This window comes from Streptomyces sp. NBC_01089, assembly GCF_045162975.1.
Taxonomy (GTDB): Bacteria; Actinomycetota; Actinomycetes; order Streptomycetales; family Streptomycetaceae; genus Streptomyces.
Genome location: NZ_CP108660.1, coordinates 2,579,595 through 2,605,111 on the forward strand (window position 1 = coordinate 2,579,595; position 25,517 = coordinate 2,605,111).

Consider the following 25,517-nt stretch of genomic DNA (forward strand, 5'->3'; position numbering starts at 1 on the left):
GGAGGAGGGTCCCATGACCACACCCACCGGCAAGACCGCTCTGATCATCGGCGCGTCACGGGGACTGGGGTACGCGCTGGCCGGCGAGTACCTGAAGCGCGGCTGGCAGGTGACCGCGACGGTGCGGGGAGCCAAGCGGACCGGTCTGCACGACCTGGCCGAGTCCTCGGGCGGCCGGCTCGTCGTGGAGAGCGTCGACATCACGGTTCCCGAGCAGGTCGCGGCGTTGCACGAGCGTCTGGCACGGACGGCGTTCGACCTGCTCTTCGTCAACGCCGGGACGACGAACGACCCCACGGAGACCGTCGCCGACGTGTCCACGGACACCTTCGTACGGCTGATGGTGACCAACGCGCTCAGCCCGATGCGGGTGGTGGAGACACTGCAGGATCTGGTCGTCCCGGACGGCACGATGGCAGTGATGTCATCGGGCCAGGGAAGTGTCGCCAACAACGACAAGGGCGGCTTCGAAATCTACCGGCCGAGCAAATCCGCACTGAACCAGCTGATGCGCAGCTTCGCCGCACGCCATGCCGACGACCCGCGCACGCTGCTGCTCATGGCGCCCGGCTGGGTGCGGACCGACCTGGGCGGCCCCGACGCGCGTCTGACGGTCGACCAGAGCATCCCCGGCGTGGTCGACACCGTCGAGGCCCAGGCAGGCAGGGGCGGGCTGCAGTTCCTCGACTACCAGGGGCAGACCGTCCGCTGGTGACGCGTACGGACGGCGGACGGCCGGAATCCACGACCGCAGAATTCGACTCCCGGGAACAGCAACATGAAGATCATCGCGATTGAAGAGCACTGGAACAGCGTCGCCATCCGCGAGGCGCTCGACCGCCTGCCCGCCGGAGCGCGGGACGAAAGCGTCGCCTTCAACACCATGGGCGACAACCAGGCCCGGCTGGAGGACATCGGCCAGGGACGTATCGAGACGATGGACGCCGCCGGGATCGACATCTCGATCCTCTCCGTCGTCACGCCCGCCACCCAGGCACTGCCCGCCCCTGAGGCCATCGCACTGGCCCGGGAAGCGAACGACGAGGCCACGGAAGCCGTCCGCGCGCACCCGGACCGCCTCCGCGCGTTCGCGACCCTGCCGACCAGCGATCCGCAGGCCGCAGCGGCGGAACTCGAACGGTGCGCCACCGAGTTGGGGCATGTCGGCGCGATGGTCCACGGCCGAACCGGCGCCCGCCCGCTGGACGATCCCGCCTACGACGACCTGTTCGCCACCGCCGCCCGCCTGCGCCGGCCCGTCTTCATCCACCCGCAGATCCCCTCGGACGAACTGCGCGACGCCGCGTACCGGGGCCTGGACCCGCTGACCGACCTCGCGCTGGCGAGTTTCGGCTGGGGCTGGCACCTGGACGCCGGGCTGTCCGCCCTGCGGCTGATCCTGCGTGGCACCTTCGACCGGCACCCCGGTCTTCAGCTCGTCCTCGGCCACTGGGGCGAAATGCTGCTGTTCTGGATGGACCGCGTCGACAGCCTCTCCGGTGTCGCCAAGCACCTCGAACGCCGGGTCTCGGACTACATCAAGACCAATATCCACATCACCAGCAGCGGCATGCTCCAAGAGCGGCTGCTGCGGCACACTCTCGACTTCACCAGCGCCGACAAGGTGCTGTTCTCCACCGACTACCCCTTCCACCGGCCCGACGCGGCGGCGATCGAGCAGTTCTTCGCCACCATCCACGACCCCTCGGACCGCGCCAGGATCGCTTCCGAGAACGCGGAAACGCTCTTCCGGCTGGGCTGAATCACCTGCCCCTCCCTGGATGCCACCTGGATGCCACCTGGATGCCACTGGCCGGGCCGCGCCGACGGCTATGTCCTGCTACATCGTGCTGCGTCGTGCTGCGTCGTAATGACCGATCCGGAGGGAAGCGCGTTCTCGCTACGTCCCGGTCAGGGCCCGGCCAGCCCGTGGTCGCGCCGACTTGGCCGCGGACGGCGACGTCGAGGCCGGGAGCGGGGGCGGTCGGGCCGAAGTGCGGGCCGTCAGCCGGTTCCGCGGTTGATGTGGTAAATCATCCCTGACTCCCACCTTCTAACGTTGTTATGTTTCCTAGGGTGTGTCTTCAAAGGTCAGATCCATAACAGGATTGAGGCGATGGTGACGGTGGCCTGGAACGACTCGTGGGTCTTGTCGTAGCGGGTGGCCAGGCCGCGCCATTGTTTGAGCCGGTTGAAGCAGCGCTCGACGACGTTGCGGAGTCGGTAGACCTCCCTGTTGAAACGCGGTGGTCGGCCGCCACGTGAGCCTCGGCGTAGGCGGCCGCTGGCCTGGTCGATGCGTTCGGGAATCGTGTGGCGGATGCCGCGCTTTCGCAGGTAGGCGCGGATCTTACGGGAGCTGTAGCCCTTGTCCGCGATGACGTGGTCGGGCCGGGTGCGTGGCCGGCCTGGACCGATGCGGGGAACGCAGATGGCGTCCAGGACCTCCTCGAAGCGAGTGCAGTCGTTGACGTTCCCGCCGGTCAGAACGAAGGCGAGTGGGCGGCCGTGTCCGTCGCAGACCAAGTGGAGCTTGGTGCTCAGTCCGCCTCGGGATCTACCGAGGGCGTGATCACCCGCTTCGTCCCCCTCGGTGACCCCTTTTGCCGCCGGCGGCGTGCTGATGGGCCCGCACGATCGTGGAATCGACCGACACCAGCCAGTCGATGTCCCCGGCCGCATCTTTCTCCGCCTGCAGAGCCCGCAGCATGCGAGAGAACGTGCCATCCAGTGCCCACCTGCGGAAACGCGTGTAGAGCGTCTGCCAGGAGCCGTAGCGTTCCGGCACATCCCGCCAGGCCGACCCCGTGCGCAACTTCCACACAATCCCGTTCAGCACCACGCGGTCATCCGACCGCGGCCGCCCCGCCGTCCCCGAACTCGGCAACAACCGCGACAGGACAGCCCACTCAGCATCCGACAGCTCATGACGACGCACCACAACCGACATGATCCCTCAACACCTAAAACAGCTTTGAAGACACGGCCTAGGAGCGTTAACTCCAGTTGGGCGGGAACAGCCCTGCCAAGAAGGAGCGGCTACTGTCCGGGAAGCCACCGAAGCAGCGAAGTGACGGAACATGCCGAACAGCACACGACGCGCCCGCGAACGGGCCAGCACCCACGACCGGATCATCGAGGCCGCACTGCGCGTCCTGGAGGGCGAGGGCGTCGCCGCGCTGACCATCCGGCGCATCGCGGCTGAAGTGGAGTACACCGCTCCGGTCGTCTACCAGCACTTCGCCAACAAGGACGCACTCGTACTGCGGCTGGTCGTGCACGGCTACGACCGGCTGCTGGCCCGCTTCAGGCAGGTGGTCGAGGAGCCCGACATCGACCGGCGCATGCTGCGGGCCGCGTCCGAGTACGTACGGTTCGCAGGCGATCACCCTCACCTCTACGAGGCGATGAACGGCACCGCGGTGGACGCGGATGAGCGCCGACGCGCCGCGGAACCGGCCATCGACGTCCTGAAGGAGCTGCTCACGGCCTGGTCGGACGCGCACGGCGTGGACCTGGCCGACCGCGACGAAGCCTGCGAGATCGTGTGGGGCACGCTGTACGGCATGGCCTCGCTCGGCTTTCTCGGCACGGTCGGGACCGAACACGCACAACGACTCGCCGAGCAGGCCCTCAGCGCGATTCTCCGCGGCTGGCAGACCCCCGGCGAACCCATGCGGTCACAGCACTAGCGGGTGGCGAGCCGCTCCAGCAGGGCGGCACTCCGGGCCAGCAACGCCCGCTCCTCATGGGTGAGTTCGGCCTCGATGGCCTGCGCGAGCCAGCCGGCCCTGCGGCCGCGCTCCGCCTCCAGCGCGACCCGGCCCGCATCCGACAGCTCGACCAGCGACTTGCGGCCGTCCGTGGGGTGCGCCCGGCGCGTGATCAGGTTCTGCTCCATGAGCAGCCCCACCGCCCTCGCCATCGACTGGGGGCGTACGCGCTGATCGGCGGCGAGGTCGCTGGTGGTCATGGCGCCGTTGCGGTCGAGCGTCCCGAGTACGGCGACCTGGCCCAGCGGGATGCGGTCCTCGTGCTTGACGCGGCGCGTGAGCTTGCCCATCGCGGTGCGCAGTTCTGCGGCGATGGCGGCGGCTTCCGAGGTGGGCATAGGGCACTTTACCCCGTTGGTCAGCATTGCTGCGCAGCCGACCTGCACACCTGACCTGCACACCTGCCCCTGCACGCCGTCTTGCACAGCCGCCCTGCGCAGCCACCCTGCACAGCAATGCTGTACAGCCAAACTGAGCAGCATTGCTGTATGGTTTGTGCTTGTCGGGCTCAGCGCCAGCGTTGTCGCAGCCGGGGCCACGACATACGACAACGGGAGGAATTCCCATGTCCGCAGAAGCAGTCGGAACCATCAACACCGTCATCGAGACCGTCACCGCCCGCCGGATCATCGACAGCCGGGGCAACCCCACGGTCGAGGTCGACGTCGTCCTGGCGGACGGTTCCCTGGGGCGCGCGGCCGTCCCCTCCGGCGCGTCCACCGGCGCCCGGGAGGCCGTGGAACTGCGCGACGGAGACTCCGCACGCTGGCACGGCAAGGGCGTCGACCGCGCGGTGACCCACGTCAACGAGGAGATCGCGGCGGCCGTACGCGGCCGGGACGCGGCGGACCAAGCGGGTCTGGACGCCACGCTGATCGCCCTCGACGGCACCGCCACAAAGTCCCGGCTCGGCGCCAACGCGATCCTCGGCGTCTCCCTCGCCGCCGCCAAGGCCGCAGCGGCGGCCCACCGTCAGCCCCTCTACCGCTACCTCGGCGGCGCCGGTGCCCATCTCCTGCCGCTGCCGATGATGAACATCGTCAACGGCGGTGCCCACGCCGACAATCCGCTGGATTTCCAGGAGTTCATGATCGCGCCCGTGGGCGCGGACACCTTCGCCGAAGCCGTCCGCATGGGCAGCGAGGTCTTCCACACGCTGCGCCGCGACCTGCTGACCGCCGGGCACTCCACGGGCGTCGGCGACGAGGGCGGGTTCGCGCCGGCGCTCCGTACGGCGGAAGAGGCGCTCGACTTCGTGATGACCGCCATCGAGCGCACCGGGTACCGCCCCGGCGCGGACATCGGCCTGATCATGGACCCGGCGTCGTCGGAGTTCTTCCGCGACGGGGTGTACGACTACACCGGCGAGGGGGTACGCCGCACCCCGTCCGAGCACGCCGACTACCTGGCCAAGCTCATCGACGCCTACCCGGTCGTCTCCATCGAGGACCCGATGGCGGAGAACGACCTGGACGGCTGGCGCGAGCTGACCGCCCGTGTCGGCGACCGCTGCCAGCTCACCGGCGACGACGTGTTCTGCACCAACGAGACACTGCTGCGCGAGGGCATCCGTACCGGTGTCGGCAACTCGGTCCTGGTCAAGGTCAATCAGATCGGGACCCTGACCGAGGCCCTGGCCGCGGTCGCCACGGCCCACCAGGCGGGCTGGACGGCCGTCATGTCCCACCGCTCGGGCGAGACGGAGGACACCACCATCGCGGATCTGGCGGTGGCGACCGGGTGCGGCCAGATCAAGACCGGCTCGCTCTCCAGGTCCGACCGCACGGCGAAGTACAACCAACTGATCCGGATCGAGGAGGAACTGGGCGACGCGGCACGCTTCGCGGGTCGCTCCGCACTGCGCCGGGCGTGAGCACACGAACGGCAGACAGAGGTAGCGGTCAAGGCAGAGGCCCTGCCCGACTGCCTTGTCACTGACCGCCGCTGACCGCCGCTGACGGGATGCGACAACTCAGCCCTCCTGCTCCCGTCAGTGGTCAGCCGGTCGGCCCGTCAGCCCGTCAGGGACTTCCACTGGCCTTGCTGCGCGGGGTCGATGCGGCTGAGCCACACCAACGCCCCACCGATCAAGCCGGGTTCGTCACGGGTCGCCAGGGCAGGGGCTTCGAGCATGTCGGCGGCCTCTTCCAGGTACGTGACCAGGGTGTCGAGTACGTCGCCGCCATACTCGCCGTAGCGGGACCACGGGCCGAGGCAGCCGGTCTCGGTGTCCAGGTACAGGCCCGACGTGCTGTCAGCTGCGCCCAGGGCAACCACCGGAATCCAGGTGGGTTCCCACACAGTGATCCTTTCGTCTTCGTGACGGCCGGCGTCGAGGGTGGCGTGGTGGGTCTGGGCGTCCGTCTTCATCCGGTGGACGGCGGCCACCTCGTCCAGGGGCATCAGAGTGTGGTTGCCGGGAAGGCACCCCGAGCCGTTCACCCCGTCGTCACCCGCGGTCAGCATCCACAGCACGCGCAGCTCCACGGGTATCCGAACGCCGAGGTCGTCTTCCAGAGCGGCGAGGGCGCCGGGGTCGGCCCCCGCGCGGAGCGCGGCGTACGAGTCGGGTGCGTTCTTCTGGAGCCAACCGGTGATGCGATGCCAGGCGTCGGCGACCTGCCGTACGGTGATCGCGACCGAGGCGGGATCCGAGGACTGCCCCTGTTTCTCCTCCTGTTGCTGGTGTTCCCGGTCCCGCTGGCCACGCTGGTCCTGCGTGTCCGTGGCGGCCTCGGCGGAAGGGTCCAGGGCGACGTACCGGATCTCGGTCCGCTCAGGCTCACGGATGTAGCCGATGGCCAGGGCGGGACAGCCCTCGAAAAGGTCTCCGGCCACCGTCACCGTGAGGATGCCGGGCAGCCCCGAAGGCAGACCCATGTCCGGGTCGTCGGCGAGCCGGGCGCTGATGACTTTCAATGCGTAGGGAACACCTGCCCCCAACTGTGCTGCGGTGTCGCGCACATGCGGAGATATCTCAACATCCACGCCCTGGCACTCCTAGCGGGTCGGAGGGACGGCAATGCCGCTCACAGAGTAGGCGGCCTGCTTCCCGTACCGAAGAGGAATAAAGATGGAAAGGATCATCGTCCGGCTGCTAGCTTTCCGTTCGACGACCGCGGCGCTGTTTGAGGAGGTGAGACCCATGAACGCTGGTTCCCTGTGGGTGCTCTCCTTCTTGTCACGGTCAGGCGATTGACGCAGGTGTCGCCGGGAGCTCCTCGACCACTAGGCACTCCCGAAAGGCAACGCCCATGCATTCTTTGCAGTTCACCGCCGAGTCCTCGTCGAACGGCGTGCTCGAGCGCGACTTCACCATCGGGGACGTCCCCGGAGTTCTCTGGTCACCGGCCTCCCAACCCGCCGCCGGTCGGGCGCCCCTCGTCCTGATGGGCCACGGCGGCGGCAACCACAAGAAGCACCCGGCGATGTCCGGCCGCGCCCAGCGCCTCGTAACCGGTTGCGGCTTCCACGTCGCTGTCATCGACGCGCCGGGGCACGGCGACCGGCCGCGTACGGCGCACGACGAGGCGGAAATCGCCGAGCTGTTCCGGGCGAGGGCGGCGGGCGAGCCGGAAGGCCCGATCGTCGTGCGCTACAACGACCATCTGGCACAGCTCGCCGTACCCGAGTACCGGGCGACCCTGGACGCCCTCCAGGAACTCCCGGAGATCGGCACCGACGGTCCTGTCGGCTACTGGGGCATCAACATGGGTACGGCGATCGGCGTGCCGTTCGTAGCGGTGGAACCCAGAGTCACGGCCGCGGTCTTCGGCCAGCACTGGCCCGACGTACTGGCCGAGCAGGCGCAGCGGATCACCGTCCCGATCGAGTTCGACATGCAGTGGGACGACGAGCACATCTCGCGCGAGGAAGGTCTCGCGCTGTTCGACGCCTTCGCATCGAAGGAGAAGTCGCTGCATGTGAACTCGGGCAGGCACAAGGAGCTGCCCCGTTTCGAGGCCGACAGCGCGGTCCGGTTCTTCGCCCGGCACCTCGCTTCTCCGGGAACCGTCGCCGCTCCGGCCTGACGTACGCGGTTGCGGCGCCCCGCTTGTCGGCCGGGCGCCGCGGGCCCGCCCCTGGGAGTGACCTGGAGGCCACCCTTCGTAGGGAGCTCAGCGCGGTCAGCCCTCCGACGCGTACGCCACGAAATCCGCCCACGCGCCGGGGGTGAAGCCCAGGCCCGGCCCCGGGACGTTCTTCGAGTCGCGGACGTGGACCGTGGCGGGCGCGGAGGCCACCTCGATGCAGTCGTTGCCACTACTGCTGTCGCTGTAACTGCTCTTGAACCACTCCAGCTCGGCAGCATCCCCGGCAGCGGGCTTGCGGATCATGTCTCTCCCAGCACTTGCTCGATGAAGGCCAGCGACTCCCTTGGTGTAAGAGCCTGGGCCCGGATCATGCCATAACGAAGTTCAAGGATCCGCAGGCTTTTTGGATCGGATACCGGGCGACCGTTAAACGCGCCAGGCGATCGTCCCACGGCCGTGCCGTCTCCGAACTTGAGCACCTCGATCCCGCCGCCCAGCCCTGGGTGGGTCTCGACTTTGAGAGGCATGACCTGGAGTGAAACGTTTCGCAGTCGGCCCACCTCCAGAAGTCGTTCGAGCTGACGGCGCCACTCCATTCTGCCCCCGATGGGGCGCCGCAGGGCAGCCTCTTCCTGGACGAAGCTGAGCGCGGGCGCCGGTGACCGGTCGAAGATCGAGCGCCGGGCCATCCGGCCTGCCACGCCTCGCTCCACTTCATCACGGGAGTACGAAGGCTGTCGCGTCTCCAGCAACACCCGCGCATGGCCCTCTGTCTGCAACAGGCCATGGATGCCGTGTTCGGCGTACACCCCGACCTCGACCGCCCGCGCCTCCAGCTTCGCGAGATCCCGGATCTTCTTCGGATACCGGACCTCCACCACGTCCTTCTTCATCGCGGCGATCTTCCCGCCCGCGCCCAGCACCTCGTCCGCCCGGTCCAGGAATTCCGGGCGCGGGATGCGCCGCCCGCCCTCCACCTTGAAGACCAGGTCCTCCCCGTACCCGATCGCTCCGCCGAACTCGCTCGCCCGCAGCCCCGCCGACTCCCGCCACGCCTTGAGCTGGCGGCCCACCGCGGCGACCACCGCCGCGCCGGACTCGTCGTCAGGGTCGACGTCCCAGCCGGGTTCGTCCGCTCCGCCGGTCCCTCGCTCCGTGCCGGCCTCATCCACGCTCATCCGTGCCCCGCTTCCGACGTCAGTGCCGTTCTGGCTCAACCCTGTTCGTCCCCAGCACGTCACCCCGGACAGCCGGGACAGCACGGGACAAGCCCGGGACAGTCACCGTACGTAGGCGTCGTGTCACTGTTCACGGTAGGCGGCTGCGGCCACGCTGAGTGATGTGACTCAAGAAATCACCCGAACCGAACGTTCCGCTCCCACCCGGCAGTTCACCGTGCTGCTCTCCCCCACCCGCCGGGGCGCGAGGCTCGCCCGGCTGCTGGCCGTGGCGCATCTGGGCGACTGGGGGCTACGGGCGGAGACGGCAGCGCACATCGTCGCCGAGCTGGCCGCCAACGCCGTCGTCCACGGCCGAGTCCCGGGCAGGGACTTCCAGTTGAGCCTTGCCGTGTACGGCGACACGCTGCTGCGGATCGAGCTGACCGACACCCGGGGCGACCGGCTGCCGCCCACCGGGCCCGGCAGCGCCGCCCCGCCCGCCGACGACTCCGAGTCCGGGCGCGGTCTGCTGATCGTCGAAGCGCTCGCCGACCGCTGGGGTGTGGCCCCGGGGCCCGTCCCCCGCAAGGTGGTGTGGGCGGAGATCGACCTCGTACGGTGACCGCCGCCACCGGGTCGCGGGGACCCACGACCCGGTCAGCGCCCGCTCTCCTCCCCCATGTACAGACCCGCGAACGCTCGCGCCGGGATGCCCGATGCCAGGATCCGGCGCAGGCGGGCCCGTGCCGTGGCTGCCCGGAAGCGGTCGCCGGACGATGCCCCGTGCAGGACGTCCGAGAGCCACTGGGAGAACTCCTGGTACTGCCAGACGCGTTCCAGCGCCGCCTCCGAGTACCCCGCGAGACCCGTGCCGCCGTCCCCGCCGTCCCCGTCGGCCCCGTTCCGGCCCGGCGCGGCCGCGATCAGGGCGTCCGCGAGCAGCAGCGCGTCGTGGATCGCGAGGTTCATCCCCTTCGCCGCGATCGGTGCGACCAGGTGCGCCGAGTCGCCCGCGAGGTGGAGGCGACCGTAGGACATCGGCTCCACCACGTAGTTGTGCATGTCAAGGACCACCTTCTCGACGAGCGGCCCCTCCGTGAGCGGCCGGGCCCCGTCCGCGGCGAGCCGGGTGCGCAGTTCGTGCCAGACGCGCTCGTGCGGCCAGTTCTCCGGGGCGTCACCGGGCGGGACCTGGAGGTAGTACCGGGTGACCTCGGGGCTCCTGGCCATATGTGCGCCGAAGCCGCGCTCGTGGATGCCGAACACCACGCCGTCCGCCGAAGGCGGCGCCTGGGCGAGCAGCGCCAGCCAGGCGACCCCGTCGTCGCGGCGGCTGACCGTGACACGGCCGTCGGGTATCGCCTGTCGCGTCACGCCCCGCGCGCCGTCGCAGCCCGCGACGTAGTCGCACACGACGCGGTGCCGGGCGCCGGTCAGCGGATCGGTGTACGAGACCACCGGCCGGTCGCCGCCGGTGCCATGGGTGCCGTCGGTATCCCCGGTGCCATGGGTGCCGTCGGTGTCCCCGGTGCCATGGGTGCCGTCGGTGCCCTCTATACCCTCTATGCCTTCTGTACCCCCTATGCCGTCCAGCTGTACGTCCCGGACGCCGAAGCGGGCGTCACCCGCGCCCTTGTCCACGTACGCGGCGAGCAGATCGGTGACCAGCCGCGGCTGCGGATAGACGAAGTGGCTCCGCCCGGACAGCTCGGCCGTCGGTACGGTGTGCCGCTCGCCCTCGAACCGGAACTCGAACTCGCCCTGCGTCTCGGCCTGTACGAGGATCCGCTCCGCCAGTCCGTGCCCGGCGAGCGCCCGTACCGCCCACTCCTCCATGAACCCGGCGCGTGGCCGCCGCTCGATGAACTCCCGGCTCTCCGCTTCCAGCAGTACGCAGTCGACGCCGCTGTCGTGCAGCCGGTTCGCCACGACGAGCCCTGCGGGGCCCGCTCCTATGACGACGACGGAGGTGTGCGTGAGGACGGGAAGAGCCGATGGCACGTGGGGGTTCCCTTCGGGTTCGGGCACAGGCCGGAACTGCTGGAGCTGCCGTAACTGCCGACACGATCAGTCGCAGTATGGCGGTGGCCCCTCCGCGGTCGGCCGCGGGGGACTCCCCGGAACGTGCCCCACCGTGAACACCGGGATTACGCTGCGGTCATGACCCCCGCAGCGATCCCCGCGTACCGACGTCTCAGCGTCGAGGAGCGCCGTGTCCAGCTTCTCGACGCGGCCCTGTCGCTCTTCGCGCACCGGGCGCCCGACGAGGTGTCGCTGGACGATGTCGCCGAGGCGGCCGGTGTCTCCCGGCCGCTCGTCTACCGCTACTTCCCCGGCGGCAAGCAGCAGTTGTACGAGAAGGCGCTGCGCTCGGCCGCCGACGAACTCGAACTCTGCTTCGCCGAGCCGCAGAGCGGCCCGCTCACCGTACGGCTGACGCAGGTCCTGGACCGGTATCTGGCCTTCGTGGACGAGCACGACGCAGGGTTCTCCGCGCTGCTCCAGGGCGGCAGCGTCGCCGAGACGTCCCGGACCGGCGCCATCGTGGACGAGGTGCGGCGGGCCGCGGCCGAGCAGATCCTCGTCCACCTCGGGGTCGGTGCGCCGGGGCCGCGGCTGCGCATGATGGTGCGGACCTGGATCGCCGCTGTCGAGGCCGCCTCGCTCATCTGGCTGGACGAGGAGAAGCAGCCGCCCGTCGGCGAACTGCGCGACTGGCTCATCGACCACCTCATCGCGCTGCTCGCCGCCACGGCCGCCACGGACCGTCAGACCGCCGCTGTGGTCACGGCCGCGCTCGCCGGTGAGCAGCCGGACGGCGCGGTCGGGGTCCTGGCCCACCGGCTGCTGCCCGTGGTGGACGAGGCGACCCGGCTGCTGGGCCGCGTCTGACCCGGGCGGCCGCGTCGGAGCCAGCGGGTGTCAGGGGGCGGCCTGGCCGCTGCGTCAGACTGGCCGGGTGAAGAGCGAAGAGACCCTGTTCGAGGGCGGTCCGCTGGACGGGCGGATCCTGCCCGTCCTGCTCGGCCCGACCGGCCAGCCGCCCAAGGTGTACGAGGTTCCGGTCCCGGACGCAGCGGGCGGGCCGCCGACCGTACTGGTCTACGTCCGCACCCCGGCCGGCCACACCAAACGGCTGGGCATCCAGCGCGGCTGGACGTACGTGTACGCACCGGACGGCCGGCCCCGCACGCTGAAGTGGCCCTGGTCGAAACCGGATGTGAAGCCAGCTCCAGAGGCTGATTCCGAACCTGATCAAGCGCCTGATGAAGCGCCTGATGACGAGCCTGGTTCCGGTCGGGATGGCCGGGCCTGGCCGGACCGCGGGGCCGAGTAGCGCGCCGCCCACTCCCCCGTACCGACCAGGGCCCCCGCCCCACCCCCTCCCCCACCCACACCGAAATTGACTCCGCATCAGATCCGCCCTGTAAGGGTGACCGGATTGCGCCGATCCGCCCACCCCGGATGTGACACCGGCGGCTTCGCCGCATGCTCGGCCCGGGGCGGACGGCCCGCCCCGGAAGCAGAGGTGATGTGGTGTCAGGCAGACTGCTGCGGTTCATCTGTACGACGGCGCTGGCCACGGTGGTCGTCGGCGCGACCCCCGCACTCGCCGATCCGGTCGGCCTCCGGAGCCCCGTTCCGGAGCCGGGCCCGGCCGCGTCGCCGCCCCCCGCAGGACCGGCCGCCCCCGCCGGCCCCGACGCGGCCGGCACCCCGGCCGCCCCCACGGCGGACCCGGCCACCGGCCGGCCCGGCCCGGCGCATCCGGACCCGGCCGCCCCGGCCCGTGGTGAGGCCGCGCCCGCCGCCCCCCAGACGCAGGCCGAGGCCACCCTCAACCGGCTCCGGACCCTCTACCAGCAGTCCGAACAGGCCGGGCAGACCTACCGCGCCACCACGGAGGCGCTCAAGCGCCAGCAGGCCAAGGCGAAGAGCGTCGGCGCCGGTCTGGTGAAAGCGCGGATGGAGCTGGCCAAGAGCCGCAACGCCGCCGGCCGGCTGGCTCGCGAGCAGTACCAGCAGCAGTCCGGCCTCTCCCCCTACCTGAGCCTGATGCTCGGCGGCGACCCCCAGCAGGCGCTCGACGCGGGCCACCAGATCCAGCGGGCCTCGGCCGATCTGATGGCCAGGGCCGCACAGCTCAAGAAGGCCGAGAAGCACGCCGGGAGCCTCGACACCGCGTCGCGTGCCGCACTGCAGAAGAAGCAGGCGCTCGCCGCCCGGCAGAAGAAGCAGTACCGGACGGCCCAGGACCGGCTGCACCAGGCGGAGGCGCTGCTCGCCGGGCTCTCCCCCGACCAGGCATCCGACGTGAAGGCCCAGGACGACGCCGACACCAGCGCGGCCCAGCACGCGCTCGACGCCTCCGGGGCGCTGAGCGGACCGCCCGCATCGGCGTCGACCCGGGGAGCCAGGGCCGTGGCGTTCGGGCTCGCCCAGGTCGGCAAGCCGTACCTCTGGGGCGCGGAGGGCCCGCGTTCCTTCGACTGCTCCGGGCTTACCTGGCGGGCCTGGGCGCACGCCGGGCGCACGATCCCCCGCACCAGCCAGGAGCAGTGGCGCCGGCTGCACCGGGTCTCGCTGCGGTCGCTGCGCCCCGGTGACCTGATCGTCTACTTCCCGAAGGCCACCCATGTCGCGCTGTACATCGGCGACGGCAAGGTCGTACAGGCTCCCCGCCCCGGCGCCACCGTGAAGGTCTCGCCCGTCGCGTCGAACCCGATCCTCGGCGCGGTCCGCCCGGACGCCTGAACGAGCCGGAGCGGGCCCGGCCGGGCAGGACCATGGCGGTGTGCCGGGCCCAGGTGGCGGTGAAAGGGGCGGCGGCGGTCAGGCCCCGGCAACCGACGCCAGATACGCGTTCGTCTTCTCCGGGTCGTAGAAGAAGTTCTCGAAGTCGGCCGGGTTGTTGAACCCGTTGGCGAAGCGGTCGGCCACCGGCTGGAGCTGGCCTCCGGCCCCGATCAGGTTCAGTACGTGCTCCGGGGGGACGCCCAGCATCGCGTTGGTCCACTTGGTGACGTGCTGCGCCGTCTCCCAGTAGCGGTCGAACGTCTGCCGCATCCACGCCTCGTCGAAGGGCTGGTCGCCCCGCTCGACGATGGAGCCGAGATAGGCGGCCGCGCACTTCGACGCCGAGTTGGAGCCCTGCCCGGTGATCGGGTCGTTGGCCACGACCACGTCGGCGACGCCGAGCACCAGACCGCCGCCGGGCAGCCGGCCGACGGGGTTGCGGACCGTGGGGGTGTACCGGCCTGCGAGTGTGCCGCCCGCGTCGGTCAGCTCGACCTCGGTCGCCCGCGCGTACTCCCAGGGCGTGAACTTCTCCATCAGTTCGAGCGTGAGGGCCAGGTGCTCGGAGGGGTCCTTGATGCCCTGGAAGGCGTCCAGCGGGCCGCCGGGTATGCCCTCCCAGAAGAGGATGTCCGCGCGGCCGCTGTTGGTGAAGGTGGGCATCACGAAGAGTTCGCCCACGCCGGGGACCAGATTGCAGCGCACCGCGTCGAAGTCGGGGTGCTCGGGGCGTACGCCCATGCCGTGTACGTAAGCCACCGCCAGCGCACGCTGCGGCACCGTGAACGGCGAACGCGCCGCGTCCCGGCCGAACATCGAGACCAGCTCGCCCTTGCCGGCCGAGACCATCACCAGGTCGTACGTCCGGGCGAAGAAGTCCAGGTCGGAGACTGCCGCACCGTGGATGACCAGCTGGCCGCCGCGCTGCGCGAAGGTCTCCATCCAGCCGGCCATCTTCACGCGCTGGTCGACGGACTGGGCGTAGCCGTCCAGTGTGCCGACCCAGTCGATGGCGCGGGAGGAGTCGGGGGCGGCCACCGAGACTCCGAGGGCCTCGATCCTCGGCGCCTGGGACTCCCAGAAGTTGAGCTGGAGGTCCCGCTCGTGCTGGAGCGCCGTGTGGAACATGCACTGCGTGGACATGACCCTGCCGGAACGGATCTCATCGGCCGTGCGGTTGGACATGAGCGTGACCTCGTAGCCCTGGGTCTGGAGGCCGAGAGCCAGCTGGAGCCCGGACTGGCCGGCTCCGACGATGAGTATCTTCCGCATGGCGGGTTGTTCTCCTATTCGGGGGTGGTGTCGAGTGCGTGGCCCACCAGGGCCAGCAGGGACTCGACCACCGTCATTCTGTTACGCGCGTCCATGATCAGTACAGGCACGTGCGGAGGAATCGTCAGGGCCTCCCGCACGTCCTGCGGCTCGAAGGCCGGTGTGCCCTCGAAGTGGTTGACCGAGACGATGTACGGCAGCCCGCAGCTCTCGAAGTAGTCGAGCGCGGGGAAGCAGTCGGCGAGCCTGCGGGTGTCGGCGAGCACTATCGCGCCGATCGCGCCACGCACCAGGTCGTCCCACATGAACCAGAAGCGCTGCTGCCCGGGCGTCCCGAACACGTAGAGCACGAGGTCGTCGTCGAGCGTCAGCCGGCCGAAGTCCATCGCGACCGTGGTGGTCAGCTTGTCCGGTGTGGCGCTGAGGTCGTCGGTCTCCTCGCTCGCCTGGGTCATCAGGGCTTCGGTCTGGAGCGGGGTGATCTCCGATACGGAGCTGACGAAGGTCGTCTTGCCCACTCCGAAGCCGCCCGCCACCACGATCTTGGTGGATATGGGGGCGCGGGTGCGGTCGTTCTGCCAGGCTTGGACGGCCTCGTCGGCCTCGGCGGGGATCAGCGTCTCAGAGACGGCGGAGTCCACTCAGTACCCTTTCGAGCAACGCGCGGTCGGGCTGGCCTTCGCCGTGCCCCGTACCGTACACACGGATCTTTCCCTGGTCTGCGAGGTCGCTGAGCAGGACGCGGACGACCCCCAGCGGCATCTTGAGCAGCGCCGAGATCTCCGCGACGGTACGCATCCGGCGGCAGATCTCGACGATGGCGCGCATCTCCGGCATGAGGCGCGCGGGGCCGTTGGCCAGCTCCGGGCGCTCGGGCGACGCTTCGATCGCGGCGACGAAGGTCTCCACGAAGAGGATGTGGCCGAATTTGGTGCGGCCGCCGGTGAGCGAGTACGGGCGCACTCGCGCGGGGCGGCGATCCGGGTTACGGACCGGAAGGGCCGGGGTCACTGGGCGCTCTCCATCGATTTGCGCAGCTCGCTGCGGAGTTCGGGGGTGAGGACATGACCGGCGCGGCCGACGAAGAGCGCCATGTGGTAGGCGACGACGCTCATGTCGCAGTCCGGTGTGGCGTGCACGCCCAGCAGCGAGCCGTCACTGATCGACATCACGAAGACGCTGCCCTCCTCCATGGCGACCATCGTCTGCTTGACGCCTCCGCCGTCCATCAGCTTCGCGGCGCCGATGGTGAGGCTGCCGATGCCGGAGACGATGGTGGCGAGATCGGCGGCCGACCCCTTGGGGCCGCTTCGCCGGACGGGCGTGGCCTGACCGGCTGCCGAGACCTCGGGGTCCGAGGAGAGCAGCATCAGACCGTCGGACGAGACGACGGCGACGGAACGGAGCCCTGGGACCTCCTCCACGAGATCCTTCAACAGCCAGTGCAGGTTCCTGGCCTCACTGCTGAGTCCGAATGTGCTGGGCGCAGTCAACTGCGTGCCTCCTCGACACTGTCCCCCGCGTCATCGGTACGTACAACATCCGATCTCTGCTCCGAGATCTCCGTTTCGACGTCCTTACGGCCGTCCTTGGCTCCTTGGTGGAAGCCGCCGAGCCTCCTGCGCAGGGCCGCGGCGTCGACACTGCCGGTGCGCTGCTTCGGGGCTGTTCCTTCGGGCTTGGTGACCTTGGGGACGCGCTTGGGCAGCCCCTTGTCGGTGACGCGGCCGGCCCCCTGCTCGGGGATACCGCCGACGGGGACACCGCCGGTGGCGGCGGGGTCCTGGTCCAGGACCGGGTCAGGGCCCAGCTCAGGTCCCGGGGCCGCTGCGGCCTGTCCTGGCCCGCTCATGGGCTCGGACAGGGGCGCCCGCTCCGGGGCGGTACCGGGCTCCGAGGCGGTGCCGGGCTCCGGCACGGTCTCCGGATCCGGTACGGGGGCGGGCCGCCGCATCGTGAAGGTCGGCTCGTCCACCTCGTCGGCGGTGCGCTCGTGGGCGTCGGCCCCTATCTCGTAACGCGACCTGGTCGGGATCGTGTTGGAGTTGGCCTCGGCCATCGAGCCGGGCAGGTTCAGCACGGGCGCCGACCCGGCGTCCGGTGCGAAGTGCGGGGGCGTGGCCGGGGGTTCGTCCGGCAGCAGCGCGCTGGGCAGCACGACGACGGCCGCCACACCGCCCTGCTTCTGCTCGCGCAGCTCGACCCGTACGCCGTGCCGCTTGGCCAGCAGCGAGGCCACGTGGAGGCCGAGCCCGGACTGCTCGTCGCCGGGCGCGCCCGGACGGGACGCGTCGGGGTCGGCGAGCAGCGCGTTGAGCTCGGTGCGCCGGCCGGGCGACATGCCGATGCCCTCGTCCTGTACGGAGAGCATCACCTCGCCGTTCTCCAGGAGCCAGCCGGAGAGCTGGACATCGGCCTCGGGCGGCGAGAACGCGGTGGCGTTCTCCAGCAGCTCGGCGACGAGGTGGCTGATGTCGTCGGCGGCGAAGCCTGCGACCTGGGAGCGCGGCGGCAGCGCCTGGATGGCGACCCGTTCGTACCGCTCGATCTCGCTGACCGAGGCCCGCAGCACGTCCACCAGGGGGACAGGTCCGCCGGCCTGGCCGTGGCCGTGCTCGGTGCCCGCGAGGACCAGCAGGTTCTCGCTGTGGCGGCGCAGCACGGTCGCCATGTGGTCGAGCTTGAACAGGGTGGCGAGCGCCTCGGGGTCCTGCTCGCGCTCCTCCAGGCCCTCGATGACGGTGAGCTGACGCTCGACCAGGCCGAGGGAGCGCAGCGAGAGGTTGACGAAGGACGCCCTGACGGTGTGGCGCAGCCGGTCGAGCTGGGCGGTGACCTCGGCGGTGTCCGCCTCCAGCATGGCGCGCTCGGCGTCGAACCGGTCGCGGCCGCCCTGCAGATCGCGGTGGTCGCCCGCGAGGCGTTCGGCGCGGGCGCCGGCGGTCAGCACCCTGCTGTGCAGGGCGTTGATGGACCGGACGACCTGGGCGAACTCGTCGTTGCGGCCGGTGAAGACGATCGGCTCCTCCGACTCGGGGGCGCCGGCCAGGCGCGCGGCGCCGATCCGGAGCACGGCGAGCGGGCGGGTCAGCGTACGGGCGACGGCTGCGCCGACCCCGATCGTGAGGAGGAACAGCACTCCGGCGAGGGCGATGCGCAGTTCGAGCGCGGTCACGGCGTCGTCGCGGAGCGCGGCGAGCCGTTTGTCCTGGCGGGCGGCGAGTGATGCCTCGACGCCGCGCATCTGGTCGGTGCGCGCGCTCAGCGCCGTACCGAGCTTCGTCGGGTCGGTCTGCTGGTCGGCGGTGGAGAGCGTGGGCTGTTCGGCGAGGCGCGCGAGGTAGCTCTCGGCGCTGCTGACCTCGGAGCCGGAGACCGTGGAGGCCAGCGACTCCTGGTCGGCCGGGTCCGCCGCCTGGTCGAAGTCGGCCAGTGCGGCGAGTTCGCGGACCCTGGCCTGCTGGGCGGCCGCGCTCAGTCCGTCCCTGGTGCGGCCGTCCGCGCCGACGGCGACGCCCTGCTGCTGGACGTAGGTGCCGGTCGCCTGGTCGTACACGGTGGTGGCCGACGGGCGCGGGACGGCCAGCGCGCCGAGCAGCAGCCCGCGGGTCTGGGACGCCTGTCCGACCGCCCGGCCGAGGTCGACCACGGCGCGGGTCGCGGCGGCGGCCTCGGGCGGTGTGCGGTCGGCGAGTTGGGCCGAGGTCTGCTGGACCTTGTCGATCAGGTCGGAGTACGCCTTGTTGGCTTCGAGCGCGGTGCTCTTGCCGGTGAGGGCGGTCCTGCGGACGGACGGCAGGGTGGCGAGGTCATGCCGGAGGGCGGCCGGTGCGGCCGTGCCGATCTCCTCGATGTCGCTGTCGACCCGGGTGGCCCGGTCGGCCGCCAGCTTGTCCTTCTTGGCGCGCCCGCCCGCGATGTAGACCGTGACGTCGTCCCGCTCGTCCGCGAGGTCGTGCGCCAGGGAGACGGTCTGCTGGTCCAGGCCGGAGAGGGTGACCAGGTGCTGGGCGTCGGTCAGTTCGGCCGACGCGCCGTAGACCGAGGGGGCACTCGCCGCGAGCACGGCGAGGCCGACGACGGCCACGCCGGCGACCAGGCGCCTGCGTACCCGGGTGGTCCGCTCGGGCGGCACGCCCCTGTTGCCCCGAAGCCGCTTGTTCTGCACCGGTGCTCACAATCTTGACTCGTCCACGCATGACGCCGAGGTGATGACCGATCACAAGGATGCGCTCCCGCCTCTGGTACGGCTTCTGACCATTCCAGTGGTTTTGGGAGGGGAGTGCGCATCACCAGGTCAGCCACCTGAACGAGTGAACATCAACTGCAAGTTGGCGAACAACTCTGCGACCCGCGCACGCGGGGCGCGCACGGAGCGCCGGTTGGAACTTCCGGACGGGCTTTGGCAGGATGCCCGCCCGCAGAGCCCCGGGGCGGTCACGGACTCGTACATTCCGTGCCAAGTTTCACGGCGCGGACGGCGGTCCGTACCTTTCGCCCGTGGCTGTGCGCCCGTCGTGAAGACCTCGGGCAGACTGACCGGTATGCGGATCGAACTCGCCTCCACCCCCGGCACCCCCGAACGCCCCAACGAGGACTGGACAGGTGCGGTCCTGCCTGCCTCGGGAGAAGGCGGGCTGCTCGTGCTGCTCGACGGCGTGACTCCACCGGCGGGGACGGACGGATGTGTACACGGCGTGCCGTGGTTCACCGCCCGGCTCGGCGGCTCCCTGGTCGAACTGTCCGGTTCGCGGCGGGATATGACCCTGCGTGAGGTCCTCGCGGAGGCGATCCGCCTTACCGCCGGAACGCATGACTCAATCTGTGACCTTTCTCACGTACGGACCCCGCAGGCGACGGTCGTCATGGCGCGCTGGTCCGCCGAGACCCTGGAACACCTGGTGCTGTCCGACTCGGTGCTGCTGGTGGAGGACGCCTCGGGGGCCGTACGCGCGGTGCTGGACGACCGGCTCGACCGGCTGCCGCGCGAGGTGCTGGCGACCGAGGCGACGGCCGACGCGGCACGGAACCAGGAGGGCGGGTTCTTCACCGCGGCCGCCGATCCCACGGTGGCGGCGCGCGCGGTGACCGGGCGCACCCCCCTTGCGGAGGTACGGGCGCTGGCCGCGCTCAGCGACGGGGCGAGCCGCTGGGTGGAGGTGTTCCGGGAGGGCGACTGGGCGCAGTGCCTCGCGGTGCTGCGCAAGGAGGGGCCACAGGCGCTGATCGGGCGGGTGCGGGCGCTGGAGGACGCGGACACGGACCGCGCCTTCCTGCGGAACAGCAAGACGCACGACGACGCTTCGGCCGTACTGCTGGAGCTGTAGGACGTACGGCCCGCCTGCGGCCGGCGCGGCTTCCGGCCGCTCCGGGCCGGCCCAAGCCCCCTGATACTCGGCCCTCGGCGCGTGCGTTCGGCTCAGTCCTCGGCGCGCGCGTTCAAGTGGTGCAGCAGCCGGGCCAGTTCCGCGACCTCGGACCTGTCCCAGCCGTCCAGCTTGCGTACGTACTCGCTCCGGCGCGCGTCCCGCACCCGGCGCATCCGTTCGCGCCCTTCGACGGTGAGCTGCACCAGGAACGCCCGGCCGTCGCCTGGGTCCTGCTCCCGGGTGACCAGTCCGAGGTTCTCCAGGGAGCGCAGTTGACGGCTCATGGTGGCCCGGCCGACCCCGATATAGGCGGCCAGATCGGTGGCGCGCTGCCCGCCCCACTCGTCGAGGCAGACCAGCAGTCCGTAGGCGGCGGCCTCCAGGTCGGGGTGGACGGCACGGGACATCTCGCCGGACGAGGCCCGCGCGCGGCGCAGGAAGACGGTCAACTCCCGCTCCAGTGCGAGGAATTCATGGTCCACACCACTCTCGGGTGGGACGGGGAGTTCACTTCCAGTACCGCTGTCGTGCACGTCAGCACCCCTTACGAGCTTTCCCGATCCTGAAAGTTTCTTTCAGCGTCTGCCATCGCCGCAGCTGAACCAGTATTTCGCAGGAGTAGACCAACGGCAGCACCCGGGCCCCCTTCCGCCGTACGGGTCTACGTGCGTAGCGTCGTCACCGCTGACATGTCCACACCACGACATGCCGGAGACTTCTCCCAGCTCCCCCACCGAGCCTTTCGGAGGCACGCACATGCCCGTGCTCAGATCCGGAACGGCCCGACGCGGACGTATCGCCGCAGTCGGGATCCTTCTCGCCTTCCTCACCTCCCTGCTGGCCCTGCCCGGCTCCGCCTCGGCCACCGAGACCCCCGCCACGCCGGCCCGCGGCACGGCCACCATGGGGATGGGCGTCATCGCCCACGACGGCCAGGGCGGCGCCCCCATCGGCACCCGCGCGGCCCAGACCGAGGGCGTCGACGTCTCCGGCTACCAGGGGAACGTCGACTGGGCGACGCTGTGGGGCAGCGGTGTCCGCTGGGCCTACACCAAGGCCACCGAGGGCAACTACTACACGAACCCCTCGTTCACGCAGCAGTACAACGGCTCGTACAACGTCGGGATGATCCGCGGCGCGTACCACTTCGCCACCCCGAACGACTCCAGCGGTGCGAACCAGGCGAACTACTTCGTCAGCCACGGCGGCGGCTGGTCCCGCGACGGCAAGACCCTGCCGGGCGTGCTGGACATCGAGTGGAATCCGTACGGCGACGCCTGCTACGGCCTGAGCGCGGCATCGATGGTCGCCTGGATCCACGACTTCGCCAACACCTACAAGTCGCTCACCGGCCGCGACGTGGTGATCTACACCGCGACCAGCTGGTGGACGCAGTGCACGGGCAACAACAGCGGCTTCGGGGCCACCAACCCGCTCTGGATCGCCCGCTACGCCTCGGCGCCCGGCGCGCTGCCCGCGGGCTGGGGCTTCCAGACGATGTGGCAGTACACCTCGTCAGGACCGACCGTCGGTGACCACGACAAGTTCAACGGCGCGCTGGACCGGGTGCAGGCACTCGCCAACGGCTGACGCCCCGGCTTCCACGGCCACCGAACAGCACGACGTACGCCATGACCTGCTCAGGGCCCCCGGCACCGCGCCGGGGGCCCTGAGCCGCAGCCGTCAGGCGGCCGCCGGAACCCGTACCTCCGCCGGGGACAGCGCGATCTCCAGCACCTGGCGGACGTCCGTCACCGGGTGCACCTCCAGGGTGTCGAGCACCTCGGCGGGCACATCGTCCAGATCGGGCTCGTTCCGCTTGGGGATCACCACGGTCGTGATGCCCGCCCGGTGCGCGGCCAGCAGCTTCTGCTTCAGGCCGCCGATCGGCAGCACCCGCCCGGTCAGCGACACCTCACCGGTCATCGCCACGTCCGTACGGACCTGCCGTCCGGAGAGCAGCGAGGCCAGCGCCGTCGTCATGGTGATACCGGCGCTCGGACCGTCCTTGGGCACCGCGCCCGCCGGGAAGTGGATGTGCACCCCGCGCTCCTTGAGATCCGCGACCGGCAGCTCCAGTTCGGCGCCGCGCGAGCGCAGGAAGGAGAGCGCGATCTGCGCCGACTCCTTCATGACGTCGCCGAGCTGTCCGGTGAGCGTCAGCCCCGCCGCACCGGTCTCGGCGTCGGCCAGCGACGCCTCGACGAAGAGGACGTCGCCGCCCGCGCCGGTGACCGCGAGCCCGGTGGCCACCCCCGGCACCGCGGTACGGCGCTCCGCCGGGTCCTGGGCGGACTCGGGCACATGGTGGGGCCGCCCGATCAGCGGCCGCAGCTCCGCGTCGGTGACGGTGAGCGGCAGCCGCTGCTCGCCCAGTTCGTGCTGGGCCGCGACCTTTCGCAGCAGCCTGGCGACGGCCCGCTCCAGATTCCGTACGCCCGCCTCGCGGGTGTACTCCCCCGCCAGCTTGCGCAGCGCGGAGTCGTCGAGCGTCACCTCGCCCGGTTCGAGACCCGCGCGCTCCAGCTGCCTGGGCAGCAGGTGGTCGCGGGCGATGACGACCTTCTCGTCCTCGGTGTAGCCGTCGAGCCTGACCAGCTCCATCCGGTCGAGCAGCGCCTCCGGGATGGCTTCGAGCACATTCGCGGTGGCCAGGAACACCACATCGGAGAGGTCCAGCTCGACCTCCAGGTAGTGGTCGCGGAAGGTGTGGTTCTGCGCCGGGTCGAGCACTTCGAGCAGGGCGGCCGCCGGATCGCCCCGGAAGTCCGAGCCGACCTTGTCGATCTCGTCCAGCAGGACGACCGGGTTCATCGAGCCGGCCTCCTTGATGGCCCGCACGATCCGCCCGGGCAGCGCGCCGACGTAGGTACGCCGGTGGCCGCGGATCTCGGCCTCGTCCCGTACGCCGCCGAGCGCGACACGGACGAACTTCCGGCCCATGGCGTGCGCCACTCCCTCACCGAGTGAGGTCTTGCCGACGCCCGGCGGGCCGACGAGCGCCAGTACGGCGCCGCCGCGGCGGCCCCCGACGACACCCATACCGCGGTCGGCACGGCGCTTGCGCACCGCCAGATACTCGGTGATGCGCTCCTTCACGTCCTCCAGCCCGGAGTGCTCCGCGTCCAGGACGGCCTTGGCGCCCCTGATGTCGTACTCGTCCTCGGTGCGTTCGTTCCACGGCAGTTCGAGGACGGTGTCCAGCCAGGTGCGGACCCAGGACCCCTCGGGGCTCTGGTCGGACGAGCGCTCCAGCTTCTCGACCTCCTTGAGCGCGGCCTCCCTGACGTATCCGGGGAGAGCGGCGGCCTCGACCCGGGCGCGGTAGTCGTCGGACTCGTCGTCCGCCTCGCCGTTCAGCTCGGAGAGCTCCTTGCGTACGGCCTCCAGCTGGCGGCGGAGCAGGAACTCGCGCTGCTGCTTGTCGACGCCCTCCTGGACGTCCTTGGCGATGGACTCGGCGACGTCCTGCTCGGCGAGGTGCTCGCCCAGCCACTGGACGGCGAGCTTCAGCCTGGCCACCGGGTCGGCGGTCTCCAGCAGCTCGGTCTTCTGGGCGAGGGTGAGGAACGGCGAGTATCCGGAGTTGTCGGCGAGCGCCGATACGCCCTCGATCTGCTGGACGCGGTCGACGACCTGCCAGGCTCCGCGCTTCTTCAGCCAGTCGGTGGCCAGCGCCTTGTACTCCTTGACCAGCGCGGTGACGGCGCCGGGCAGCGGCTCGGGGTCGGTCTCGTCGACCCGGATCCCCTCGACCCAGAGGGCGGTGCCGGGGCCTGTGGTGCCCGCGCCGATACGGACCCGGCCACGGCCGCGTACCAGGGCGCCCGGGTCTCCGTCGGAGAGCCTGCCGACCTGTTCGACGGTGCCGAGGACGCCGGTGCTCGCATAGCTGCCGTCGAGGCGCGGAACGAGGAGGACCAGCGGCTTGTTGCCACTGGAGCGGGCGGAGGACGCCTGGGCGGCCTCCACGGCGGCGCGTACGTCCGCGTCGGAAAGGTCCAGTGGCACCACCATTCCGGGCAGCACGACCTCGTCGTCGAGCGGCAGCACGGGCAGGGTGAGCGGTGTGGACGTGTCAGCCATGATCTCCCCTTAGGCAGTGAAGTTGAGCTATGCAGACTCAATGCCAAGAAGGGTCCTGGTGTTCCCGGGCGGGCGTTCGCTCTCAGCGATCGGGTCGGTGGAGGCCACCGGAGAGGGCGTCGGCGGGGCCCGCACCGGCCGCTTCCGGCGCCAGGGGCTGCACCGTGGCGGGCGGCGGGGGCGCCGGGGGCTGCCCGGCGGGCATGGCCGCCGGGGTGGGCATCGCCGGTGAGGCGGGCACAGCCTGCGGGGCGGGCATGGCCTGCGAGGCGGGCGCCCGGCCGGTTCTGTCGGCCTCCCAGCGCCGCACCAGCGGCCAGGACGCCAGACCGATGCCGAGCGAGAGCGGGTGGCCCCAGTCCGTGAGCGGGTCGCCGAGGGTCAGCAGCGCCTGGCCGAGCGCCGTGGCGACGACCGCCAGGAGGGGCCAGCGCAGCAGCGGCGGCAGCAGTCCCGCCAGGGCCCCGACACCGGTCATCAGCCCGAAGCTGATGCCGTAGTCCAAACGGTGGAGCGAGGAGTCGGGGAGATGGCCGGCGGCGACCGCGACACCGACCGGGATCTCGGTCGCCAGCGTCGCCAGCACATGCCCCGCCAGGAACACGGCGCCGGTGCGCAGCGCGCCGATCCGGCGCTCCAGGGCGGTGAGCACGAGCAGCAGGCCGAGCGTGGACACCGAGAGCAGGCCGCCCGCTATCCACAGGGCGCTGCCGACCAGGACGAGCAGCGGGGTACGGGCCAGGTGCGCCATGTCCGTACTGGAGTCGCGCAGCAGGGCGGTGACGGTGTGCGGGTCGGCGTGCTCGGCGAAGAGCGAGGTGGCGACGAGCACCAGGACGTAACCGAAGGTGAAGGGCGTTCCGGCCGGGGTGGGCAGCAGCCGCAGCACGCGCGCCAGGGTGCGGCCGGGGCCACCGGCCGGGCTCCCTGTCCGCGGTATGTGGTGCACTCTGTCCGTCCCGTCGGCCGTCGGTCTGTCCGTTGGACTCCGCTTCCCCTGGTGTTCACTCTCCGGGATAGCCTCCG

At 70.7% G+C, this 25,517-nt stretch carries 25 protein-coding genes; 11 read left to right on the top strand and 14 right to left on the bottom strand.

Annotation, left to right across the window (positions count from 1 at the left end):
* The first annotated feature begins 13 nt into the window (after window positions 1–13).
* Together OG510_RS11270 and OG510_RS11275 are read left to right on the top strand one after the other, a co-directional pair.
* On the top strand, window positions 14–715 hold the full coding sequence (locus OG510_RS11270) for an SDR family NAD(P)-dependent oxidoreductase (protein WP_406136653.1): 702 nt from the start codon (window positions 14–16) through the stop codon (window positions 713–715).
* 63 nt (window positions 716–778) lie between these two features.
* Window positions 779–1,762, top strand: coding sequence for an amidohydrolase family protein (locus OG510_RS11275; RefSeq protein WP_406136654.1), 984 nt, complete (start codon window positions 779–781; stop codon window positions 1,760–1,762).
* Between the two features lie 329 nt (window positions 1,763–2,091).
* On the opposite strand, the gene OG510_RS11280 is transcribed toward OG510_RS11275, so the two are convergent.
* Window positions 2,092–2,950, bottom strand: a protein-coding gene (locus OG510_RS11280) for an IS5 family transposase (RefSeq protein ID WP_371628382.1) whose coding sequence is annotated in 2 segments (ribosomal slippage) — window positions 2,092–2,596 and window positions 2,595–2,950 — 861 coding nt in all. Because the reading frame shifts where the segments join, the coding sequence is not laid out codon by codon here.
* Between the two features lie 130 nt (window positions 2,951–3,080).
* On the opposite strand from OG510_RS11280, the gene OG510_RS11285 reads away from it, so the two are divergent.
* Complete coding sequence (locus tag OG510_RS11285; RefSeq protein ID WP_406136655.1) at window positions 3,081–3,692, top strand: TetR/AcrR family transcriptional regulator; 612 nt, start codon at window positions 3,081–3,083, stop codon at window positions 3,690–3,692.
* Here OG510_RS11285 and OG510_RS11290 read toward each other — a convergent pair.
* Entirely contained in the window at window positions 3,689–4,111 is a 423-nt protein-coding gene (locus tag OG510_RS11290) for a MarR family winged helix-turn-helix transcriptional regulator (RefSeq protein ID WP_406136656.1), read from the bottom strand. The genes OG510_RS11285 and OG510_RS11290 overlap by 4 nt on opposite strands.
* 227 nt (window positions 4,112–4,338) lie before the next feature.
* Here OG510_RS11290 and eno point away from each other — a divergent pair, with 227 nt between their 5' ends.
* Window positions 4,339–5,646 carry a phosphopyruvate hydratase gene (gene eno / locus OG510_RS11295; RefSeq protein ID WP_406136657.1) on the top strand — a complete coding sequence of 436 codons (1,308 nt, stop codon included), beginning with the start codon at window positions 4,339–4,341 and terminating at the stop codon, window positions 5,644–5,646.
* A 140-nt stretch (window positions 5,647–5,786) separates the two neighbouring features.
* On the opposite strand, the gene OG510_RS11300 is transcribed toward eno, so the two are convergent.
* On the bottom strand, window positions 5,787–6,692 hold the full coding sequence (locus OG510_RS11300; protein ID WP_406136658.1) for a hypothetical protein: 906 nt from the start codon (window positions 6,690–6,692) through the stop codon (window positions 5,787–5,789).
* Between the two features lie 335 nt (window positions 6,693–7,027).
* Between OG510_RS11300 and OG510_RS11305 the strand changes: the two genes are divergently transcribed.
* Window positions 7,028–7,804, top strand: a complete 777-nt coding sequence (locus OG510_RS11305) for an alpha/beta hydrolase (protein WP_406136659.1) — start codon at window positions 7,028–7,030, stop codon at window positions 7,802–7,804.
* A 96-nt stretch (window positions 7,805–7,900) separates the two neighbouring features.
* Here OG510_RS11305 and OG510_RS11310 read toward each other — a convergent pair whose 3' ends face one another.
* Together OG510_RS11310 and OG510_RS11315 are read right to left on the bottom strand one after the other, a co-directional pair.
* The gene (locus OG510_RS11310; RefSeq protein WP_406136660.1) at window positions 7,901–8,110 is read right to left on the bottom strand and encodes a DUF397 domain-containing protein; all 210 of its coding nucleotides are present in this window, start codon (window positions 8,108–8,110) and stop codon (window positions 7,901–7,903) included.
* Window positions 8,107–8,985, bottom strand: coding sequence for a helix-turn-helix domain-containing protein (locus OG510_RS11315; RefSeq protein WP_406142364.1), 879 nt, complete (start codon window positions 8,983–8,985; stop codon window positions 8,107–8,109). Before OG510_RS11315 ends, OG510_RS11310 begins: the two co-directional genes overlap by 4 nt.
* A gap of 163 nt (window positions 8,986–9,148) precedes the next feature.
* Here OG510_RS11315 and OG510_RS11320 point away from each other — a divergent pair, with 163 nt between their 5' ends.
* The gene (locus OG510_RS11320; protein ID WP_406136661.1) at window positions 9,149–9,589 is read left to right on the top strand and encodes an ATP-binding protein; all 441 of its coding nucleotides are present in this window, start codon (window positions 9,149–9,151) and stop codon (window positions 9,587–9,589) included.
* A 35-nt stretch (window positions 9,590–9,624) separates the two neighbouring features.
* On the opposite strand, the gene OG510_RS11325 is transcribed toward OG510_RS11320, so the two are convergent.
* Window positions 9,625–10,968: an FAD-dependent monooxygenase gene (locus OG510_RS11325; RefSeq protein ID WP_406136662.1), complete on the bottom strand. Its 1,344-nt coding sequence runs from the start codon at window positions 10,966–10,968 to the stop codon at window positions 9,625–9,627.
* Between the two features lie 159 nt (window positions 10,969–11,127).
* Between OG510_RS11325 and OG510_RS11330 the strand changes: the two genes are divergently transcribed.
* From OG510_RS11330 to OG510_RS11340, 3 genes are all read left to right on the top strand, one after another.
* Window positions 11,128–11,859 (top strand): TetR/AcrR family transcriptional regulator, encoded by a 732-nt coding sequence (locus tag OG510_RS11330; RefSeq protein ID WP_406136663.1) that lies wholly within the window; start codon window positions 11,128–11,130, stop codon window positions 11,857–11,859.
* A gap of 67 nt (window positions 11,860–11,926) precedes the next feature.
* Window positions 11,927–12,304 (top strand): hypothetical protein, encoded by a 378-nt coding sequence (locus OG510_RS11335; RefSeq protein ID WP_406136664.1) that lies wholly within the window; start codon window positions 11,927–11,929, stop codon window positions 12,302–12,304.
* A 200-nt stretch (window positions 12,305–12,504) separates the two neighbouring features.
* Window positions 12,505–13,722, top strand: coding sequence for an NlpC/P60 family protein (locus OG510_RS11340; protein WP_406136665.1), 1,218 nt, complete (start codon window positions 12,505–12,507; stop codon window positions 13,720–13,722).
* 78 nt (window positions 13,723–13,800) lie between these two features.
* Here OG510_RS11340 and OG510_RS11345 read toward each other — a convergent pair whose 3' ends face one another.
* Genes OG510_RS11345 through OG510_RS11365 form a run of 5 tightly spaced genes read right to left on the bottom strand, consistent with a single transcriptional unit; the run spans window position 13,801 to window position 19,204 of the window.
* Window positions 13,801–15,036, bottom strand: a complete 1,236-nt coding sequence (locus OG510_RS11345; RefSeq protein WP_406136666.1) for a styrene monooxygenase/indole monooxygenase family protein — start codon at window positions 15,034–15,036, stop codon at window positions 13,801–13,803.
* 14 nt (window positions 15,037–15,050) lie between these two features.
* Window positions 15,051–15,677, bottom strand: a complete 627-nt coding sequence (locus tag OG510_RS11350; RefSeq protein WP_406136667.1) for a GTP-binding protein — start codon at window positions 15,675–15,677, stop codon at window positions 15,051–15,053.
* Window positions 15,658–16,047: a DUF742 domain-containing protein gene (locus tag OG510_RS11355; protein ID WP_323183639.1), complete on the bottom strand. Its 390-nt coding sequence runs from the start codon at window positions 16,045–16,047 to the stop codon at window positions 15,658–15,660. The genes OG510_RS11350 and OG510_RS11355 overlap by 20 nt, the downstream gene beginning before the upstream one ends.
* A complete protein-coding gene (locus OG510_RS11360; RefSeq protein WP_406136668.1) occupies window positions 16,044–16,529 on the bottom strand; it encodes a roadblock/LC7 domain-containing protein in 486 nt (161 codons plus the stop codon). Before OG510_RS11360 ends, OG510_RS11355 begins: the two co-directional genes overlap by 4 nt.
* On the bottom strand, window positions 16,526–19,204 hold the full coding sequence (locus tag OG510_RS11365; RefSeq protein WP_406136669.1) for a nitrate- and nitrite sensing domain-containing protein: 2,679 nt from the start codon (window positions 19,202–19,204) through the stop codon (window positions 16,526–16,528). Before OG510_RS11365 ends, OG510_RS11360 begins: the two co-directional genes overlap by 4 nt.
* Window positions 19,205–19,580: 376 nt before the next feature.
* Between OG510_RS11365 and OG510_RS11370 the strand changes: the two genes are divergently transcribed.
* Entirely contained in the window at window positions 19,581–20,363 is a 783-nt protein-coding gene (locus OG510_RS11370) for a hypothetical protein (RefSeq protein WP_406136670.1), read from the top strand.
* 92 nt (window positions 20,364–20,455) lie between these two features.
* Here OG510_RS11370 and OG510_RS11375 read toward each other — a convergent pair whose 3' ends face one another.
* Entirely contained in the window at window positions 20,456–20,938 is a 483-nt protein-coding gene (locus OG510_RS11375; RefSeq protein WP_406136671.1) for a MarR family winged helix-turn-helix transcriptional regulator, read from the bottom strand.
* Between the two features lie 223 nt (window positions 20,939–21,161).
* Here OG510_RS11375 and OG510_RS11380 point away from each other — a divergent pair, with 223 nt between their 5' ends.
* Window positions 21,162–21,995 (top strand): lysozyme, encoded by an 834-nt coding sequence (locus OG510_RS11380; protein WP_406136672.1) that lies wholly within the window; start codon window positions 21,162–21,164, stop codon window positions 21,993–21,995.
* Between the two features lie 93 nt (window positions 21,996–22,088).
* On the opposite strand, the gene lon is transcribed toward OG510_RS11380, so the two are convergent.
* The gene (gene lon, locus OG510_RS11385; RefSeq protein ID WP_406136673.1) at window positions 22,089–24,491 is read right to left on the bottom strand and encodes an endopeptidase La; all 2,403 of its coding nucleotides are present in this window, start codon (window positions 24,489–24,491) and stop codon (window positions 22,089–22,091) included.
* Window positions 24,492–24,573: 82 nt separating this feature from the next.
* The gene (locus tag OG510_RS11390) at window positions 24,574–25,440 is read right to left on the bottom strand and encodes a rhomboid-like protein (protein WP_406136674.1); all 867 of its coding nucleotides are present in this window, start codon (window positions 25,438–25,440) and stop codon (window positions 24,574–24,576) included.
* Between the last annotated feature and the right edge of the window lie 77 nt (window positions 25,441–25,517).

What these genes read in the sequence shown, in the direction of transcription:
- OG510_RS11270 (WP_406136653.1), top strand. Translation starts at nt 14, where the DNA reads ATGACCACACCCACCGGCAAGACCGCTCTGATCATCGGCGCGTCACGG.
- OG510_RS11275 (WP_406136654.1), top strand. Translation starts at nt 779, where the DNA reads ATGAAGATCATCGCGATTGAAGAGCACTGGAACAGCGTCGCCATCCGC.
- OG510_RS11285 (WP_406136655.1), top strand. Translation starts at nt 3,081, where the DNA reads ATGCCGAACAGCACACGACGCGCCCGCGAACGGGCCAGCACCCACGAC.
- OG510_RS11290 (WP_406136656.1), bottom strand. Translation starts at nt 4,111, where the DNA reads ATGCCCACCTCGGAAGCCGCCGCCATCGCCGCAGAACTGCGCACCGCG.
- eno (WP_406136657.1), top strand. Translation starts at nt 4,339, where the DNA reads ATGTCCGCAGAAGCAGTCGGAACCATCAACACCGTCATCGAGACCGTC.
- OG510_RS11305 (WP_406136659.1), top strand. Translation starts at nt 7,028, where the DNA reads ATGCATTCTTTGCAGTTCACCGCCGAGTCCTCGTCGAACGGCGTGCTC.
- OG510_RS11310 (WP_406136660.1), bottom strand. Translation starts at nt 8,110, where the DNA reads ATGATCCGCAAGCCCGCTGCCGGGGATGCTGCCGAGCTGGAGTGGTTC.
- OG510_RS11315 (WP_406142364.1), bottom strand. Translation starts at nt 8,985, where the DNA reads ATGAGCGTGGATGAGGCCGGCACGGAGCGAGGGACCGGCGGAGCGGAC.
- OG510_RS11330 (WP_406136663.1), top strand. Translation starts at nt 11,128, where the DNA reads ATGACCCCCGCAGCGATCCCCGCGTACCGACGTCTCAGCGTCGAGGAG.
- OG510_RS11345 (WP_406136666.1), bottom strand. Translation starts at nt 15,036, where the DNA reads ATGCGGAAGATACTCATCGTCGGAGCCGGCCAGTCCGGGCTCCAGCTG.
- OG510_RS11370 (WP_406136670.1), top strand. Translation starts at nt 19,581, where the DNA reads ATGCGGATCGAACTCGCCTCCACCCCCGGCACCCCCGAACGCCCCAAC.
- OG510_RS11380 (WP_406136672.1), top strand. Translation starts at nt 21,162, where the DNA reads ATGCCCGTGCTCAGATCCGGAACGGCCCGACGCGGACGTATCGCCGCA.
- lon (WP_406136673.1), bottom strand. Translation starts at nt 24,491, where the DNA reads ATGGCTGACACGTCCACACCGCTCACCCTGCCCGTGCTGCCGCTCGAC.